Consider the following 16,004-nt stretch of genomic DNA (forward strand, 5'->3'; position numbering starts at 1 on the left):
GGTCGTCGGGGTGGGGAGAAGCCCCGACGGGCCCGCCGGTCCCGTCGGCTACCGTCGGGCTCCCGCCCGGTTCAGATACTGAGGACGATCTTGCCCCGGGGATGGCCCTTCTCCAGATGGCGGAGGGCGTCGGCGGCCTCGGCGAGGGGGTACGTGCGGTCGATCGGCGGGGTGATCCTGTCCTGCTCGGCGAGGTCCTTGAGGGTCAGCAGGTCCTCGCGGCGCGCGACCGAGATGAGGTTGCTGAGGTTCTGGCCGATGAACGGCGAGAGCATCACGGCTCGCAGGCCGCGGCTCATACCGCCGAAGAAGCCGGTTCCGCCCTCGCCGCCGACGATGACGAGGGTGCCGCGCGGGGCGAGGGCGCGGCGGAGGACGGGCAGGGGGCGAAGGCCCGCGTTGTCGACGATGACGTCGTAGCGGTGCGGGCCGTCGGTGATGTCCTCGCGGGTGTAGTCGATGACGTGCGAGGCGCCCTGGGACCGTACGAAATCCGCGCCCGTGGGGCCGCAGACGCCGGTGACCTCGGCGCCGTACATCGCGGCGAGCTGGACGGCGTAGCAGCCGACGCCGCCGGACGCGCCGATGACGAGGACCTTCTGGCCCGGCTGCGGACGGCCCTTGCCGCTGAGGGCCTGGAGGGCGGTCATGCCGGAGACGGGGAGGGCGACGGCCTGTTCGAAGGTGAGGTTGGACGGCTTGAGGGCGATCTTCGCGGCCTTGGCGCGCGCGTACTGGGCGAACGAGCCCTCGCAGTTGCCGAAGACCTCGTCGCCCGGCTTGAACTCGGTCACCTTCGCCCCGACGGCCTCGACCCGTCCGGCGCCGTCCCAGCCCCGTACCGGGTTCCTGGGCTTACGGAGCCCCAGGGCGACGCGCGCCACATAGGGCCGGCCCGTCATGAGGTGCCACACCTCGGGGCCGACACCGGCCGCGCGCACCTCGACGAGCACCTCGTCGTCGCCGGGCACGGGGCGGTCGATGTCGCGCAGTTCCAGGAGGTCCGCTGATCCGTACGCATCCTGAACGATCGCCTTCATGGCGTGGCTCCCCTTCGCGGTCCCCGGCACCGGATATCCCGGTGACATCCGGTATCCCGGTGTGCACCGAGCATCTCGACGGCTCGAACGCCTGACCAGACTCCTGAGCACGATCTTGGGACCGGGAGCGATGAGTTTTCGTACGGCCGACGGTCTACCCCCTGAAGACCCCCTGACGAGAGGAGCCCGGCATGGGCGACGGCGGTACCACTCCCGGCATCCTTGACCTGGGGCCGCAGGCCCTGATCGTGGCACGCCTCGCGGAGGAGGTGGGCGAGGAACAGCTGGACGCCGTGACGCCGTGTCCGGAGTACGCGGTGCGCCATCTGCTCGGGCATCTGGCCGGGCTGTCCGCGGCCTTCCGGGACGCCGGGCGCAAGGACCTCGGGGCCACGACGGACACCGACCCCACCTCCCGACTGCCGGACGTGATGCCCGGCTGGCGCGCCGAACTGCCCAAGGTGCTCGGCGAGTTGGCCGAGGCGTGGCGCGATCCGGCCGCGTGGACGGGCGAGACCCGGGCGGGCGGTGTGGAACTGCCCGGCGAGGTCGCGGGCATCGTCGCCGCCGACGAACTCGTCGTGCACGGCTGGGACCTGGCCCGGGCGACCGGTCAGCCGTACGCCCCCGACGCGGCGGCCCTGAACGCGGCGTACGAGATGCTCGCGCCCTCGGTGGACGATCCGTCGCGCGGAACCATCTTCGGACCGGTCGTGCCCGTGCCAGAGGGGGCACCTCTGCTGGACCGGGTGATCGGGTTGAGCGGCCGCGACCCGGGGTGGGCGCCCACCGGCTGAGCCCACCGCTGAGCCCATCGGCCGACGGGGCAGGCCTTCTTTTGTCAGAAGCCTCGAACTTCTTTTGTCAGAAGCGTTGACGAAACACGGGGGCGCTCCTACTTTCATCGCGTCGTACTTCGTACGTCATATATGAGACGCGATACGCGAGATCAGATACGCGAGCCCCCGATGCCCTGGGGACTCCGTTACCCCGAGAGGCGCGCATGACCTCTGTGCCCACGCCGATCCCCTCCCGCACGCAGTTCGTGCTGGAAGGGATCAAACACCGCATCCTCACCGGGCAGTTGACCCCGGGACAGGCCCTGGTCGAGACCGAGCTCGCCGCACAGTTCGGGGTGTCCAAGACCCCGGTGCGCGAGGCGCTCAAGACCCTGGCCGGCACCGGGCTCGTCGTGATGAACCAGTACAAGGGCGTCACGGTGCGCATGGTGGACGCGGACATGGCGCGCGAGGTGTACGACGTGCGGCTGCTGTTGGAGCCGGAGGCGCTGCGGCGCTCCGTCCGGCGCGGCTCCTCCCTCGACACGGCGCGCGAGGCGCTCGAACGCGCCGACGCCGCCACCGACACCGCCCAACGGTCCCTCGCCAACCGCGAGTTCCACCGTTCCCTCTACGTCCGCTGCGGCAACCCGCTGCTCGGCCGGATGCTCGACGAGGTCCGCGACCAGGCCGCCCTGGTCTCCGCGGTCGCCTGGGCCGCCAACCCGTCCTGGGAGCGCGAGGCCACCGAGCACCGGGAGATCCTGCGGCTCGCCCTCGACGGCGACTCGGACGGCGCGGCCCGCGCCCTGCACTCGCACATCGCCTCGTTCGTGCAACGGGCCTTCCCCGAGGCCCAGGGAAAGGGTGAGCAGGAATGACCGCGACCACGACCGCGTTCGAGGCCGGGCGGGCCGCCCTCGCCGACGTGGTGGCGATCCCCGTGACCCCGTTCGCCGAGGACGGCTCCATCGACCAGGAGGTCCACCGCGTCCTGCTGCGCCGGGTGCTCGACGGCGGCGTGCGCATCCTCACGCCCAACGGCAACACCGGCGAGTTCTACGCCCTGAGCCCCGAAGAGCGGCGCACGGTAACGGAGTTGACCATCGAGGAGGCGGGGGACCGGGCGACGATCCTGGTCGGTGTCGGGCACGACGTGCCGACCGCCGTCGCCTCCGCCCGCCACGCCCGTGAGCTCGGGGCACAGATGGTGATGGTCCATCAGCCCGTCCACCCGTACGTCTCGGAGGGCGGCTGGGTCGACTACCACCGGGCGATCGCGGAGGCGGTCCCCGAGCTGGGCGTCGTCCCGTACATCCGCAACCCGGTGCTCGCCGGCGCCCGGCTCGCCGAACTGGCCGACGCCTGCCCGAACGTCATCGGCGTGAAGTACGCCGTGCCGGACGCGGCCCGCTTCGCCGCGTTCGCGCGGGACGCCGGGCTGGAACGCTTCGTGTGGGTGGCCGGACTCGCCGAACCGTACGCGCCCTCGTACTTCTCGGCGGGCGCGACGGGCTTCACGTCCGGGCTCGTGAACGTCGCCCCGGCCGTTTCGCTGAACATGATCGAAGCGCTTCGATCCGGCGACTACGCGGGCGCCATGAAGGTCTGGGAGCAGATCCGCCGCTTCGAGGAACTGCGCGCGGCCAACAACTCCGCCAACAACGTGACGGTCGTGAAGGAGGCCCTGGCCTCGCTCGGCCTGTGCCGCCGCGAGGTCCGGCCGCCGAGCAAGCAGCTCCCCGAGTCCGAACGCGCCGAGATCGCCGCCATCGCCGCGGGGTGGTCGATATGACCGACGCCAACCCAGGCACCGGGTCCGGCTCGGCAACGCCCGACAGCGCCCAAACCCCGGACGCCCCAAGGCAGTTGCGCAGCCACCAGTGGTACGGCACCGAGGGCCTGCGCTCCTTCAGTCACCGCGCCCGCACCCGCCAGCTCGGCTACCTCCCCGAGGAGCACCTCGGCAAGCCGGTCATCGCGATCCTCAACACCTGGTCCGACATCAACCCCTGCCACGTCCACCTCCGCGACCGCGCCCAAGCGGTCAAGCGGGGCGTGTGGCAGGCCGGCGGCTTCCCTCTCGAATTCCCGGTGTCGACGCTGAGCGAGACCTTCCAGAAGCCGACCCCGATGCTCTACCGCAACATGCTCGCCATGGAGACCGAGGAGCTGCTGCGGTCGTACCCGGTGGACGGGGCCGTCCTCATGGGCGGCTGCGACAAGTCGACGCCCGCGCTGCTCATGGGCGCCGCGTCCGTCGACCTGCCGGCGGTCTTCGTGCCCGCCGGGCCCATGCTGCCGGGCCACTGGCGCAACGAGGTCCTCGGCTCCGGCACCGACATGTGGAAGTACTGGGACGACAAGCGCGCCGGGCTCATCGGTGACTGCGAGATGACCGAGCTGGAGAGCGGCCTCGCGCGCTCGCCCGGTCACTGCATGACCATGGGTACGGCGTCCACGCTGACCGCGGCTGCCGAGGCCCTCGGGGTCACGGTCCCGGGCGCCTCCAGCATCCCCGCCGTCGACTCGGGGCACGACCGGATGGCCGCCGCCTCGGGCCTGCGAATCGTCGAACTCGTCCGCAGGGACCGGAAGTTGTCCGACATCCTCACGGCCGATGCCTTCGAGGACGCGGTGACGACGGTCCTCGGGCTCGGCGGCTCCACCAACGCCGTGATCCACCTCATCGCCATGGCCGGACGCGCCGGAGTCCGGCTCACCCTCGACGACTTCGACCGGATCGCCCGTACGGTGCCGGTCCTGGCGAACGTACGGCCCGGCGGCCGGACGTACCTCATGGAGGACTTCCACTTCGCCGGCGGACTGCCCGGGTTCCTGTCGCGGATCACCGACCTGCTGCACCTCGACCGGCCGACCGTCTCGTACGACAGCATGCGCGAGCAGCTCGCCTCCGCGCAGGTGCACAACGACGAGGTCATCCGCACCCGGGAGAACCCCGTCGCCGCCGAGGGAGGCGTCGCCGTCCTGCGCGGCAACCTCTGCCCCGACGGCGCCGTCATCAAGCACATCGCCGCCGAGCCGCACCTGCTCAAGCACACCGGTCCCGCGGTCGTCTTCGACGACTACCGGACCATGCAACGCACCATCAACGACCCGGAGTTGGGCATCACGGCCGACACCGTGCTGGTGCTGCGCAACTCCGGACCCAAGGGTGGCCCGGGCATGCCCGAGTACGGGATGCTGCCGATCCCCGACCACCTGCTTAAGCAGGGTGTACGGGACATGCTGCGGATCTCCGACGCCCGGATGAGCGGCACGAGTTACGGCGCCTGTGTGCTGCACGTGGCGCCCGAGTCGTACATCGGCGGACCGCTCGCCCTGGTCCGCACCGGCGACACCATCACGCTGGACGTCGAGTCGCGCACGCTCCAACTCAACGTGGACGACGAGGAGTTGGCGCGGCGCCGGTCGGAGTGGACCGCGCCGCCCGAGCGCTACGAGCGCGGCTACGGCGCGCTCTACAACGAACAGATCACCCAGGCGGACACCGGCTGCGACTTCGCGTTCCTGGCACGGCCGGGCAAGGTGCAGGACCCGTACGCGGGCTGAGGGACTGGCCCATCGGCACTCCCGTCTGTCCGAGATATCGAACGATGTGTGCGAAGCGCTTCACCAGACACTGTCCGGATAGCAAGCGCTTCCACGAAAGCGAAGAAACGAACAGAACGAGCGCACAGCACCACCCGCACACCCCCGAGAACGGAGAACAGTCATGGCCCAAGCCGCAGCCGTGGCGAAAAAGCCCGCGCCACCCCGGCGGCGCCGTGGCTCAGCGACGCCCCGCAGGCTCCCGTATCTGCTGATCGCCCCGGCGGGACTGCTGATGCTGGGCTTCATCGCCTACCCGGTGCTCAGCGTCTTCTACTACAGCCTGCAGAACTACAACCCCACCAAGCCGTGGCGGAACGGCTTCGCGGGCTTCGACAACTTCGTGCACGCCTTCACCGAGGACCCGCAGTTCTGGGACACCCTGGTCTTCAGTGCCAAGTGGGTCGTCGTCGAGGTCGGGCTGCAGCTGCTGTTCGGCCTGGCGCTCGCGCTGATCGTCAACCAGACCTTCGTGGGCCGCTCGCTGGGCCGCGCCCTGGTCTTCTCGCCCTGGGCCGTGTCCGGCGTACTCACCTCCGCGATCTGGGTGCTGCTCTACAACTCCCAGACGGGCATCACCCGTTACCTCGCCGACATGGGTATCGGGGACTACGGCACGAGCTGGCTCTCCGACACCTCGACCGTCTTCCCGGCGGCGGTGGTCGCCGACCTCTGGCGAGGCGTTCCGTTCTTCGCGATCCTCATCCTCGCCGACCTCCAGTCCGTCTCGAAGGACCTGTACGAGGCCGCCGAGGTCGACGGCGCCAGCCGCTTCCGACAGTTCGTGCACATCACGCTGCCGCACCTCAAGGACGCCATCATCCTCTCCACGCTGCTGCGCGCGGTCTGGGAGTTCAACAACGTCGACCTGCTCTACACCCTCACCGGCGGCGGACCCGCGGGGGAGACGACGACACTCCCGCTCTACATCGCCAACACCAGCGTCGACGCCCACAACTTCGGCTACGCATCGGCCCTGACCACGGTCGCGTTCGTGATCCTTCTCTTCTTCTCGATGGTCTATCTGCGGCTGAGCAAGTTCGGAGGCGGGGACAAGTGATCACCAAGGACATCGACACAGTCGTTCCGGCCGTGCCCGCACCAGTGGCCGACGAGCCGCCGCAGCGCCCGGGGAAGCGCAGGCGCGCCTGGGACGAGGCCCCTCGCTGGCAGATCTACGTCCCGCTCGGCATCTACCTGCTCTTCACGCTCATCCCCTTCTACTGGATCCTGCTCTTCGCCCTGCGCAAGCCCGGCTCGACCTCGCTCGTGCCCTGGCCCATGACCTTCGAGCACTTCGAGAAGGTGTGGAACGAGCGCAGCTTCGGCACGTACTTCGAGAACAGCGTCTACGTCGGCGTCGCCACGCTCTTCATGACCACGCTCGTCGCACTGGCCGGCGGCTACGCCCTCGCCCGCTTCGACTTCAGGATCAAGCGTGCCTTCATGCTGGCGCTGCTCTGCTCCCAGTTCGTGCCGGGCGCGCTGCTCCTGGTGCCGCTGTTCCAGATCTTCGCCGAGCTCCAGATGATCAACTCGCTGGGCAGCGTCATCATCGCCGAGACCGTCTTCCAGCTGCCGCTGTCGATGATCCTGATCAGCGGCTTCATCCGGAACGTGCCGTACTCGCTGGAAGAGGCCGCCTGGGTCGACGGCTGCAACCGCTTCACGGGCTTCCGGGTCGTCGTCCTGCCACTGCTGCGCCCCGGGTTGATCGCGGTCGGCTCCTTCGCCTTCGTGCACTCCTGGAACCACTTCCTCTTCGCCCTGATGTTCCTCAGCAACCAGGACAAGCAGACGATCCCCGTCGGCCTCAACAGCCTGATGAGCGCCGACAGCGTCGACCTGGGCGCGCTCGCCGCCGGCGGCATCATCGCGGCCGTACCCGTCGTGATCGTCTTCGCCTTCATCCAGAAGTGGCTGATCACGGGCTTCAGCGCCGGGGCGGTGAAGGGATGAGAGGCGTACGCACCTACCTGCGGCGCACGGCAAGAGGGCGCCGCGTCCTCCAAGTCACCCTCGCCTGCGGACTGTTGGCCGCACTTGGGGCACCGGCGAACGCCGAGGCCCGTGACATCAGCCGCGAGATCCTGCCCGCGAACGACGGCTGGGCCGCCGCCGACGGAGGTACCACGGGGGGTTCCTCCGCAGACGACGCCCACGTCTTCACCGTACGGAACCGGGCCGAGCTGGTCCGCGCCCTCGACGGCGGCAGCGCGACCCCGAAAATCATCAAGGTCGCGGGGACGATCGACGCCAACACCGACGACTCCGGCAAGCGGCTGGACTGCGACGACTACGCGACCGACGGCTACGGCCTGAAGAAGTACCTGGCCGCGTACGACCCGCGCACCTGGGGCGCGGCCAAGCCGTCCGGTCCGCAGGAGGAGGCCCGGCAGGCCTCGGCGGCGGCCCAGGCCGAGCGGGTCGAGCTCGCAGTCGGCTCCAACACCACCATCGTCGGGCTCGGCGACAGCGCCGTACTCAAGGGCGCGAGCCTCCAGATCCGCGACGCCGACAACGTCATCGTCCGCAACCTCGAACTCCGGGACGCCTACGACTGCTTCCCCGTCTGGCAGCCCAACTCCGGTGGCCTCGGCGACTGGAAGACCGCGTACGACACGCTGTGGCTGCGCGGCGCCACCCATGTGTGGATCGACCATGTCACGGCGTCCGACAAGGGCCACCCTGACGAGAACGAGCCCACCTACTTCGGCCGCAACTACCTGCGCCACGACGGCTTGTTGGACATCACCAACGCTTCCGACCTGGTGACCGTCTCCTGGAGCCGGTTCGCCGACCACGACAAGGCGATGCTGATCGGCAACGGCGACACGGCCACCGGCGACCGGGGCAAGTTGCGCGTCACCCTGCACCACAACGAGTTCGAGTCCGTCGTCCAGCGCGCCCCGCGCGTCCGCTTCGGGCAGGTGCACGTCTACAACAACCGGTACGTCGTCCCGGCCGACGCGCACGACTACCGCTACTCGCTCGGGATCTCCGTCGAGTCGGCGGTCCACGCGGAGAACAACGCGTTCACGACATCCGGCCACATCGAGGTCGCCGACCTGGTGAAGAGCTGGAACGGCACGGCCCTGCACCAGTCCGGCACGCTCTTCAACGGGTTCCCCGTGGACCTGCTCGCCATCCACAACGCCTACAACTCCGGCAGCGAACGCGACCTGACCGCCGACGTCGGTTGGACCCCCACGCTGCACGGCACGGTCGACAGCGCCGCGAAGGCCGACCGTGACGTCGAGCGCGGCGCGGGAGCGGGGAGGATCCGATGAGCACCGCCACCGGGCCCGGAACCGCTTCGATAGGGCCCATGAACTCTTCCTCCGAGGCCCTGCCCTCGCACGAGTCCCCCCTCCCCGTCGTGCTCGCGGGCGCCCGCGGTCACGGCCACTGGCACCTCGCGAACATCCGCCGCCTCCAGGACAAGGGCCTGGTGCGTCTCGCCGGGATCTGCGAGCTGACCCCGCTCACCGAGGCGGAGCTGGGCGGCTTCACCGCGCCCGGCGAACTCCCGGAGCAGTCTGCCGACTTCGGGGCCCTGCTGGACTCCACCGGCGCGGCGATCGCCGTGATCTGCACGCCGATCCCCACCCACACCGACCTCGCGCTGACGGCCGCCGCCAGGGGCGTACACATCCTGCTGGAGAAGCCGCCGGCTCCCTCGTACGCCGAGTTCCGCCGGATGGCCGACGGGGTCGCCGCGGCCGGGGTGGTCTGCCAGATCGGCTTCCAGTCGCTGGGCTCGCAGGCCGTTCCCGCGATCCGGGAGCTGATTGCGCAGGGCACGATCGGCCGGGTGGACGGGATCGGCGGGGCCGGGGCCTGGGCGCGCGCCGAGGAGTACTACCGCCGCGCGCCCTGGGCCGGGCGGCGCCGGATGAACGGGGCCGACGTCGTCGACGGGGTGCTGACCAACCCCCTCGCGCACGCCGTCGCCACCGCCCTGGCCCTCGACGGCGCCACCCGCGCCGAGGACGTCACCGGCATCGAGACCGAGCTGCTGCGCGCCAACGACATCGAGTCCGACGACACCTCCTGCGTCCGCGTCACCACCGCGGCCGGCCACCGGATCACCGTCGCCGCGACCCTGTGCGCCGAGCACCCCGACGAGCCGTACGTCCTGGTGCACGGCACCAGCGGCCGGATCACCTTCTGGTACAAGCAGGACCGCGTCCTCGTCCAGCGGTCGGGGCACGGACCGCAGGAGATCACGTACGGCAGGACCGACCTGCTGGAGAACCTCGTCGAGCACCTCGAAGGCCGGGCCGGACTGCTGGTCGCGCCGGACTCGACGGGCGCCTTCATGAAGGTCGTTGAAGCGATTCGACAGGCGCCGGACCCCGTCGCGCTGCCCGCCGACGCCTGGTACCTGAAGGCCGACGAGAACCGCCGGATCGTGCACGGAGTCGACGGACTCGTCGCGGCCGCCGCCGACACCCTCGCCCTCTACTCCGAGCTGGGCGCCTCCTGGGCGCTCCCGAAAGAGGTGAGTACCTGATGAACAACGAGTCGCTGGTCCTGCGTGTCGCGGGCCGCCCGGTCGGCCGTTACGTCACCCGGCCCGAGCTGCCGCCGAAGCTGTCGCCGCGTCCGTACTTCCACCCCGTCACCACCCTGGCCGGCACGGCCGTCACGGAGCTCAGCCCCGCCGACCACATCCACCACCTCGGCGTCGGTGTCGCCGTTCCCGACGTCGAGGGGTTCAACTTCTGGGGCGGTCGCACCTACGTACGCGACCGGGGGCCGACCGAGCTGGACAACCACGGGGCCCAGCGGCACTCCACGTTCCAGCTGCGCGACCCCGACGGCTTCGTGGAGGAACTGCGCTGGATCGCGGCGGGCGGTGAGCTGCTGCGCGAGCGGCGTACGGCCGCGGCGACCGAACTCACCGACACCGCCTGGGCGTTGGACTTCACCTTCTCGCTCACCAACACGACCGCCGAACCCCTGTCGATCGGCAGCCCGGCGACCAACGGACGGCCGGGTGCGGCCTACGGCGGCTTCTTCTGGCGGGCCCGCAAGGAGGCCGCCGCGCCCGCGGTGTTCACGGCCGGCACCGAGGGCGAGGAGACCGTGCACGGCACGCGCGCCGACTGGCTGGCACTCGCGGGCGCCAACTGGACGCTGGTGTTCGCCGGGGCCACCGAGCGGACCCGGCGCGACCCGTGGTTCGTGCGCACCGCCGAGTACCCGGGCGTCGGCTCGTCCCTCGCCCATCAGGAAAGGCTGCCGGTCCCGGCCGGGGAGACCGTCGTACGCCGGGTCGTCACCGTCGTCGCCGACGGCCGCCTCGACCGGGGCGAGGCCGCGGCCCTCGTCCGCAAGGCGGTGAGCCCATGAGTGGCCAGAGCGCACCCGCCTTCACCGCCGACCTCGGCGACGGCACGTACCGCAACCCGGTCCTGAACGCCGACTGGTCCGACCCCGACCTCATCCGTGTCGGCGACGACTACTACCTGACCGCCTCCAGCTTCGGCCGAGTCCCGGGCCTGCCGCTGCTGCACTCCCGAGACCTCGTCAACTGGACACTCGTCGGCCATGCCTTACAACTCCTCGAACCAGCACGGGAGTTCAGGAAGCCACGCCACGACTGCGGTGTCTGGGCACCGTCGTTGCGCCACCACGACGACCGTTTCTGGATCTTCTGGGGCGACCCCGACCACGGCATCCACCAGATCAACGCCCCGGAGATACGCGGCCCTTGGACCCGCCCTCACCTCGTCAAGGCGGGCAAGGGACTCATCGACGCCTGCCCGCTGTGGGACGAGGAGACCGGCGAGGCGTACCTCGTGCACGCCTGGGCCAAGTCCCGCTCCGGCGTCAAGAACCGGCTCACCGGCCATCGGATGCGGCCCGACGCCACCGGACTGCTCGACGACGGCAAGGTGATCGTCGACGGCGACCGCATACCCGGCTGGTTCACGCTCGAAGGGCCGAAGCTGTACCGGCACGACGGCTGGTTCTGGATCTTCGCCCCGGCAGGTGGCGTCGAGACCGGCTGGCAGGGCGCGTTGCGCTCCCGCGACTTCTTCGGCCCGTACGAGGAGAGGGTCGTCCTGGAGCAGGGCGACACCGACGTCAACGGCCCCCACCAGGGCGGCTGGGTGACCACCCCGTCCGGCGAGCACTGGTTCGCGCACTTCCAGGAGAAGGGCGCGTACGGGAGGGTCGTCCACCTCCAGCCGATGCGCTGGGGCACGGACGGCTGGCCGGTCCTCGGGGACGAGGGCGCCCCCGTCGCCGTACACCGGAAGCCGGACCTGCCTCGGCAGCCGCTGTCGGCGCCCGCCACCGACGACGACTTCCCGGGCGGGAGGTTCGGACGGCAGTGGCAGTGGACCGCCAACCCGCAGGACGGCTGGGCGACCCAGCACTCGGGCGACGGGCTGCGGCTGGCCTGCGTACGGACGGTCGACGCGCAGGATCTGCGCAAGTTACCGAACGTGCTCACCCAGCGGCTGCCCGGGGCCCCGTGCACCGTCGAGGTCGGGCTGCGGCTCGACGCCGAGGAGCCGGGCGCGCGGGCCGGACTCGTCGTCCTGGGCGACGCGTTCAGCTGGATCGGGCTCGAACGGGGGGCCGACGGGACGGTCCACCTCGTGCACCGGTTCGCCGAGTCGGTCGCCGAGCGCGAGCGGGACGCCGCGCATCCGCGGCTCGCGCCCGGGGGACGGGTACGGCTGCGGATCGAGGCCGGCGCCGGGGCGCGCTGCCGCTTCTCCCACGACCTCGGCGACGGCTGGGAGCGGTCCGGCCAGGTCTTCGCCGCCACCCCCTGGCGCTGGGTCGGCGCCCTGCTCGGCCTCGTCGCACTCGCGCCGACCGGCGGGGGACACGCCGGGGCGGCCACGTTCACGCAGTTCCGCATCACCGCGCCACCTGCCTGATCGCTTCAAGTCATCACCGTTGTACGCCTGTTGGGAGCCGCAATGACGCACTTCCGTAGCAGCAAGCGCTTGCCCGGACCGGGTTCCGGGCCGGGGCTCGGTGCCGGGCCCGGCCCTGGCCTCGGCCGGACCCTGGTCACGGTCACCGCCCTGGTGGCCTCGTTGGGGCTCGGGGTCGTCGCCCCGGCCGAGGCGGTGTCCGAGAGTGTCGGCCGGACCGACAAGGCCCACGGTTTCGCGTCCCTGGAGGGCGGTACGACGGGAGGCGCCGGCGGCGAGGTCGTCACCGTGACCACCCAGGCCGGCCTGGAGCGCTACGCGGCAGCCGAGGAGCCGTACGTCATCCGGGTCGCCGGGACGATCAAGGCCGAGCCGTTCGGCGCGAACGTCGTCGTGGCCTCGGACAAGACCATCATCGGCGTCGGTACGGCCGGGGAGCTCGTCCAGGGCGAACTGCACCTCACGCCCGGCACCCACAACGTGATCATCCGCAACCTGACGATCCGCGACTCGTACGTCGAGGGCAACTGGGACTGCAAGGACACCGACTTCGACGGCATCCAGATGGACACCGTCCACCACGTCTGGATCGACCACAACCGCTTCTCGCGGATCTGCGACGGGCAGCTCGACATCCGCAAGGACAGCGAGTACGTCACCGTCTCCTACAACCGCTTCGAGAACAACAACAAGACCTTCGGCATCGGCTGGACGCCGAACGTGAAGACGCAGATCACCATCGACCACAACTGGTTCCGCGGTACGAAGCAGCGCAACCCGTCGGCCGACAACTGCGCCTACGCACACCTCTACAACAACTACATGACCGCCCAGGCAGACCCCGGCGACCCCGTATGGACGTACGGCAACTGGTCCCGCGGCAAGACCAGGATGGTCATCGAGAACAGCTACTACCAGGACGTCCAGCACCCCTACCAGGCCGACGCCACGGCCGAGTTGGTGCAGCGCGGCTCGATCCTGAAGAACACCAGTGGCCGCCAGGAAACGAGGGGCGCGGCCTTCGACCCGCGGGACTTCTACGACTACCGGCTCCACCCGGCGGCGGCCGTCCCCGCGCTCGTGTCCAGGTTCTCCGGTCCGCAGCAAGCACCGCACGCCCGCCCCTGAGCCCCTCCGGCCCCACGTGACTCCTTCCAGAGCCCACATGGCTTCCTCCAGCCCCCCACAGCCTCACAACTTCACAGCGACACAACCCTCGTTGGATCCAGAAGAAGAGAGCCGATGATGAAGACCAGCATTCACAGGAGCAGCAGAGGCGGGCGCCGCTCGGCAGCCGCCGTCGCCCTGAGCGCCGTGCTCGCGCTGACCGCCACCGCCTGCGGCGACGACGGCAGCGGGGCCGCGGGCGACAAGGGCGCCGACGGCAGCGGCAAGGGCAAGGTCGTCTTCTGGGACAACAACGGCGGTGTCCGCACGGACATCTGGAAGGAGATCATCGCCGACTTCGAGAAGGAGAACCCCGACATCGAGATCGAGTACGTCGGGATCGCCGCCACCGAGTACCAGTCCAAGGTCGACACCGCCCTCCAGGGCGGCGGGCTGCCGGACGTCGGCGGTGTCGGCGCCGCGATGCTCGCCGGGTTCGCCGCCCAGAACGCGCTGGAGCCGCTGGACGACCGCCTCGGCAAGTCCTCCCTCAACGGCAAGCTCAACGAGGACATGGTCAAGTCGCTGAAGGCGGCCGGCGGCCGGGACGACACGCTGTACTCGATCCCGACCTCCGCCAACAACGGCGTCCTCTACTACCGCACCGACCTGTTCGAGCAGGCGGGCCTGGAAGCGCCGACCACCTGGGACAAGTTCTACGAGGCTGCCGACAAGCTCACCGACAAGGGCAAGAACGAGTTCGGCTACACCATCCGCGGTGGCGCCGGATCCATCGCCCAGGCGCTCGACGCGATGTACGGACAGTCCGGCATCACGTCCTTCTGGGACGCCGGCAACGAGAAGACCACGGTCAACGACCCGAAGAACGTGGCGGCCCTGGAGAAGTACGTGGGCCTCTTCAAGAAGGCCACCCCGGCCGCCGACCTCAACAACGACTTCACCAAGATGGTCGCCCAGTGGGACTCCGGCACGATCGGAATGCTGAACCACAACCTGGGTTCCTACCAGGACCATGTGAAGGCGCTCGGCGTCGACAAGTTCCGCGGTATTCCGCAGCCGGTCGGACCCGGTGGCAAGCGGGTCCAGGTCTCCAACCCCGTGGACGGGCTCGGGCTGTTCAAGAGCTCCAAGAACAAGGACGCCGCCTGGAAGTTCATCGACTTCGCGACCTCGAAGGCGGAGAACTCCAAGTTCAACGAGGCCGCGGGGCAGGTGCCGTCGAACAACGACGCCGCGAAGGACGCCTGGGTTTCGAAGGCCGAGCCCACGAAGCTTGCCGCCGAGGCGTTGAGTGATGGGTCCACGACCATCGTTCAGCTGCCGTACTACCTGCCCGACTGGAACACCATTTCCAAGACGGACAACGAGCCGGCGTTCCAGAAGGTCATGAACGGGTCCATGAGTGCCAAGGACTTCCTGGACACCCTGGCCGATCAGCTCAATGAGGCTCAGACGGAGTGGAACGAGCAGAAGGGCTAGCCCCTTCGCTGTTCCTTCGCAGGGGTCGATCGTGGGGAGCTGCGGGGCCGTTGTGCTGGTCGCGCAGTTCCCCGCGCCCCTAAAGGGGCGCGATTTGGGCGCCACCTCCTGCACCAACCGCAGCTTTCCCATGTCCGAAAGGCACATCGTCGTGTCACTCACCCGCAGACAGGTCACCACCGCGGCGCTTGCCGCCGTTCCCCTCGCCGTCGCGGCGACGGGGCCCGCCACTGCCGCCTCCCCGCAGGGGCGGCCCCGAGAGCGCACCCTCTATATCGCCGGTGATTCCACCGCCGCCCAGAAATACGCCGATGCCGCACCCGAGACCGGCTGGGGCATGGCGCTTCCGTTCTTTCTGCGGGAGCGGTTGGCTTTCGCCAACCATGCGGTGAACGGGCGCAGTTCGAAGAGTTTCATCGACGAAGGGCGTCTCGACGTCATTCTCGCCGCGATCAGGCCCGGCGATCTCCTTCTCGTTCAGTTCGGGCACAACGACTCCAAGATCGCCGATCCCACGCGGTACACCGAGCCGTGGACGACCTATCAGGACTATCTCCGTCAGTACGTCGACGGGGCGCGGGCGCGGGGTGCCCGGCCGGTGCTGGCCACGTCCGTGGAGCGGCGGAAGTTCGATGCCGGTGGGGGCGCCGTGGGCACCCATGGCGACTATTCGCCTGCCATGCGGGCGCTGGCCGCGGCCGAAGGTGTGGCACTGCTCGACATTCAGGCTCTGTCGATTGCGTTGTGGCAGGAACTCGGGGTCGAGGAGACGAAGAAGTACTTCAACTGGACCGATGTCGAGCAGGACAACACGCATTTCAATCCGCCGGGGGCCATTGCTGTGGCTCGGATGGTGGCGGGTGAGTTGTTGCGTCGTCGGGTGGTGGCGTCTCGGGATGTTCGGCGCCTTGACGAGTTGATTCCTGAGTCCTGGATCAGTTGGCCCGAGTCCTAGTGCTGCGGCTGGAGGTTCGTTTGCAGCCGTCCGTGAGTTGTGGCTGGTCGCGCAGTTCCCCGCGCCCCTGAGCAGTTGCCCCACCCCTCGTTTGGAAGGAATCCCG

General features: G+C 69.7%; 14 protein-coding genes. 13 read left to right on the forward strand and 1 reads right to left on the reverse strand.

The genetic code is table 11. The features are described 5' to 3' along the window. Positions 1–71: 71 nt before the first annotated feature. Positions 72–1,040, reverse strand: a complete 969-nt coding sequence (locus ACZ5VQ_RS15320) for an NAD(P)-dependent alcohol dehydrogenase (RefSeq protein ID WP_469105279.1) — start codon at positions 1,038–1,040, stop codon at positions 72–74. Between the two features lie 191 nt (positions 1,041–1,231). On the opposite strand from ACZ5VQ_RS15320, the gene ACZ5VQ_RS15325 reads away from it, so the two are divergent. The 13 genes from ACZ5VQ_RS15325 (at position 1,232) to ACZ5VQ_RS15385 (ending at position 15,898) form a co-directional block, all read left to right on the forward strand. Continuing rightward, entirely contained in the window at positions 1,232–1,837 is a 606-nt protein-coding gene (locus tag ACZ5VQ_RS15325; RefSeq protein ID WP_469105280.1) for a TIGR03086 family metal-binding protein, read from the forward strand. 206 nt (positions 1,838–2,043) lie between these two features. Then, complete coding sequence (locus tag ACZ5VQ_RS15330) at positions 2,044–2,700, forward strand: GntR family transcriptional regulator (protein WP_055616480.1); 657 nt, start codon at positions 2,044–2,046, stop codon at positions 2,698–2,700. Continuing rightward, positions 2,697–3,614 (forward strand): dihydrodipicolinate synthase family protein, encoded by a 918-nt coding sequence (locus ACZ5VQ_RS15335; RefSeq protein WP_469105281.1) that lies wholly within the window; start codon positions 2,697–2,699, stop codon positions 3,612–3,614. Before ACZ5VQ_RS15330 ends, ACZ5VQ_RS15335 begins: the two co-directional genes overlap by 4 nt. Then, the gene (araD, locus tag ACZ5VQ_RS15340) at positions 3,611–5,392 is read left to right on the forward strand and encodes an L-arabinonate dehydratase (RefSeq protein WP_469105282.1); all 1,782 of its coding nucleotides are present in this window, start codon (positions 3,611–3,613) and stop codon (positions 5,390–5,392) included. The genes ACZ5VQ_RS15335 and araD overlap by 4 nt, the downstream gene beginning before the upstream one ends. Before the next feature lie 163 nt (positions 5,393–5,555). Beyond that, on the forward strand, positions 5,556–6,491 hold the full coding sequence (locus tag ACZ5VQ_RS15345; protein ID WP_055616478.1) for a carbohydrate ABC transporter permease: 936 nt from the start codon (positions 5,556–5,558) through the stop codon (positions 6,489–6,491). Beyond that, positions 6,488–7,390 carry a carbohydrate ABC transporter permease gene (locus tag ACZ5VQ_RS15350; RefSeq protein WP_388468340.1) on the forward strand — a complete coding sequence of 301 codons (903 nt, stop codon included), beginning with the start codon at positions 6,488–6,490 and terminating at the stop codon, positions 7,388–7,390. The genes ACZ5VQ_RS15345 and ACZ5VQ_RS15350 overlap by 4 nt, the downstream gene beginning before the upstream one ends. Beyond that, the gene (locus tag ACZ5VQ_RS15355) at positions 7,387–8,721 is read left to right on the forward strand and encodes a pectate lyase family protein (RefSeq protein WP_469105283.1); all 1,335 of its coding nucleotides are present in this window, start codon (positions 7,387–7,389) and stop codon (positions 8,719–8,721) included. The genes ACZ5VQ_RS15350 and ACZ5VQ_RS15355 overlap by 4 nt, the downstream gene beginning before the upstream one ends. 38 nt (positions 8,722–8,759) lie before the next feature. Further along, entirely contained in the window at positions 8,760–9,947 is a 1,188-nt protein-coding gene (locus tag ACZ5VQ_RS15360) for a Gfo/Idh/MocA family protein (protein WP_469105284.1), read from the forward strand. Further along, positions 9,947–10,789 (forward strand): DUF6807 domain-containing protein, encoded by an 843-nt coding sequence (locus ACZ5VQ_RS15365; protein WP_469105285.1) that lies wholly within the window; start codon positions 9,947–9,949, stop codon positions 10,787–10,789. The genes ACZ5VQ_RS15360 and ACZ5VQ_RS15365 overlap by 1 nt, the downstream gene beginning before the upstream one ends. Beyond that, on the forward strand, positions 10,786–12,336 hold the full coding sequence (locus tag ACZ5VQ_RS15370) for a glycoside hydrolase family 43 protein (RefSeq protein WP_469105286.1): 1,551 nt from the start codon (positions 10,786–10,788) through the stop codon (positions 12,334–12,336). The genes ACZ5VQ_RS15365 and ACZ5VQ_RS15370 overlap by 4 nt, the downstream gene beginning before the upstream one ends. Before the next feature lie 42 nt (positions 12,337–12,378). Then, complete coding sequence (locus ACZ5VQ_RS15375; RefSeq protein ID WP_469105287.1) at positions 12,379–13,464, forward strand: pectate lyase family protein; 1,086 nt, start codon at positions 12,379–12,381, stop codon at positions 13,462–13,464. 117 nt (positions 13,465–13,581) lie between these two features. Next, a complete protein-coding gene (locus tag ACZ5VQ_RS15380) occupies positions 13,582–14,943 on the forward strand; it encodes an ABC transporter substrate-binding protein (RefSeq protein WP_469105382.1) in 1,362 nt (453 codons plus the stop codon). 151 nt (positions 14,944–15,094) lie between these two features. Then, positions 15,095–15,898, forward strand: a complete 804-nt coding sequence (locus tag ACZ5VQ_RS15385) for a rhamnogalacturonan acetylesterase (protein ID WP_469105383.1) — start codon at positions 15,095–15,097, stop codon at positions 15,896–15,898. Positions 15,899–16,004: the final 106 nt, after the last annotated feature.

Source organism: Streptomyces sp. NPDC033178 (assembly GCF_055577685.1).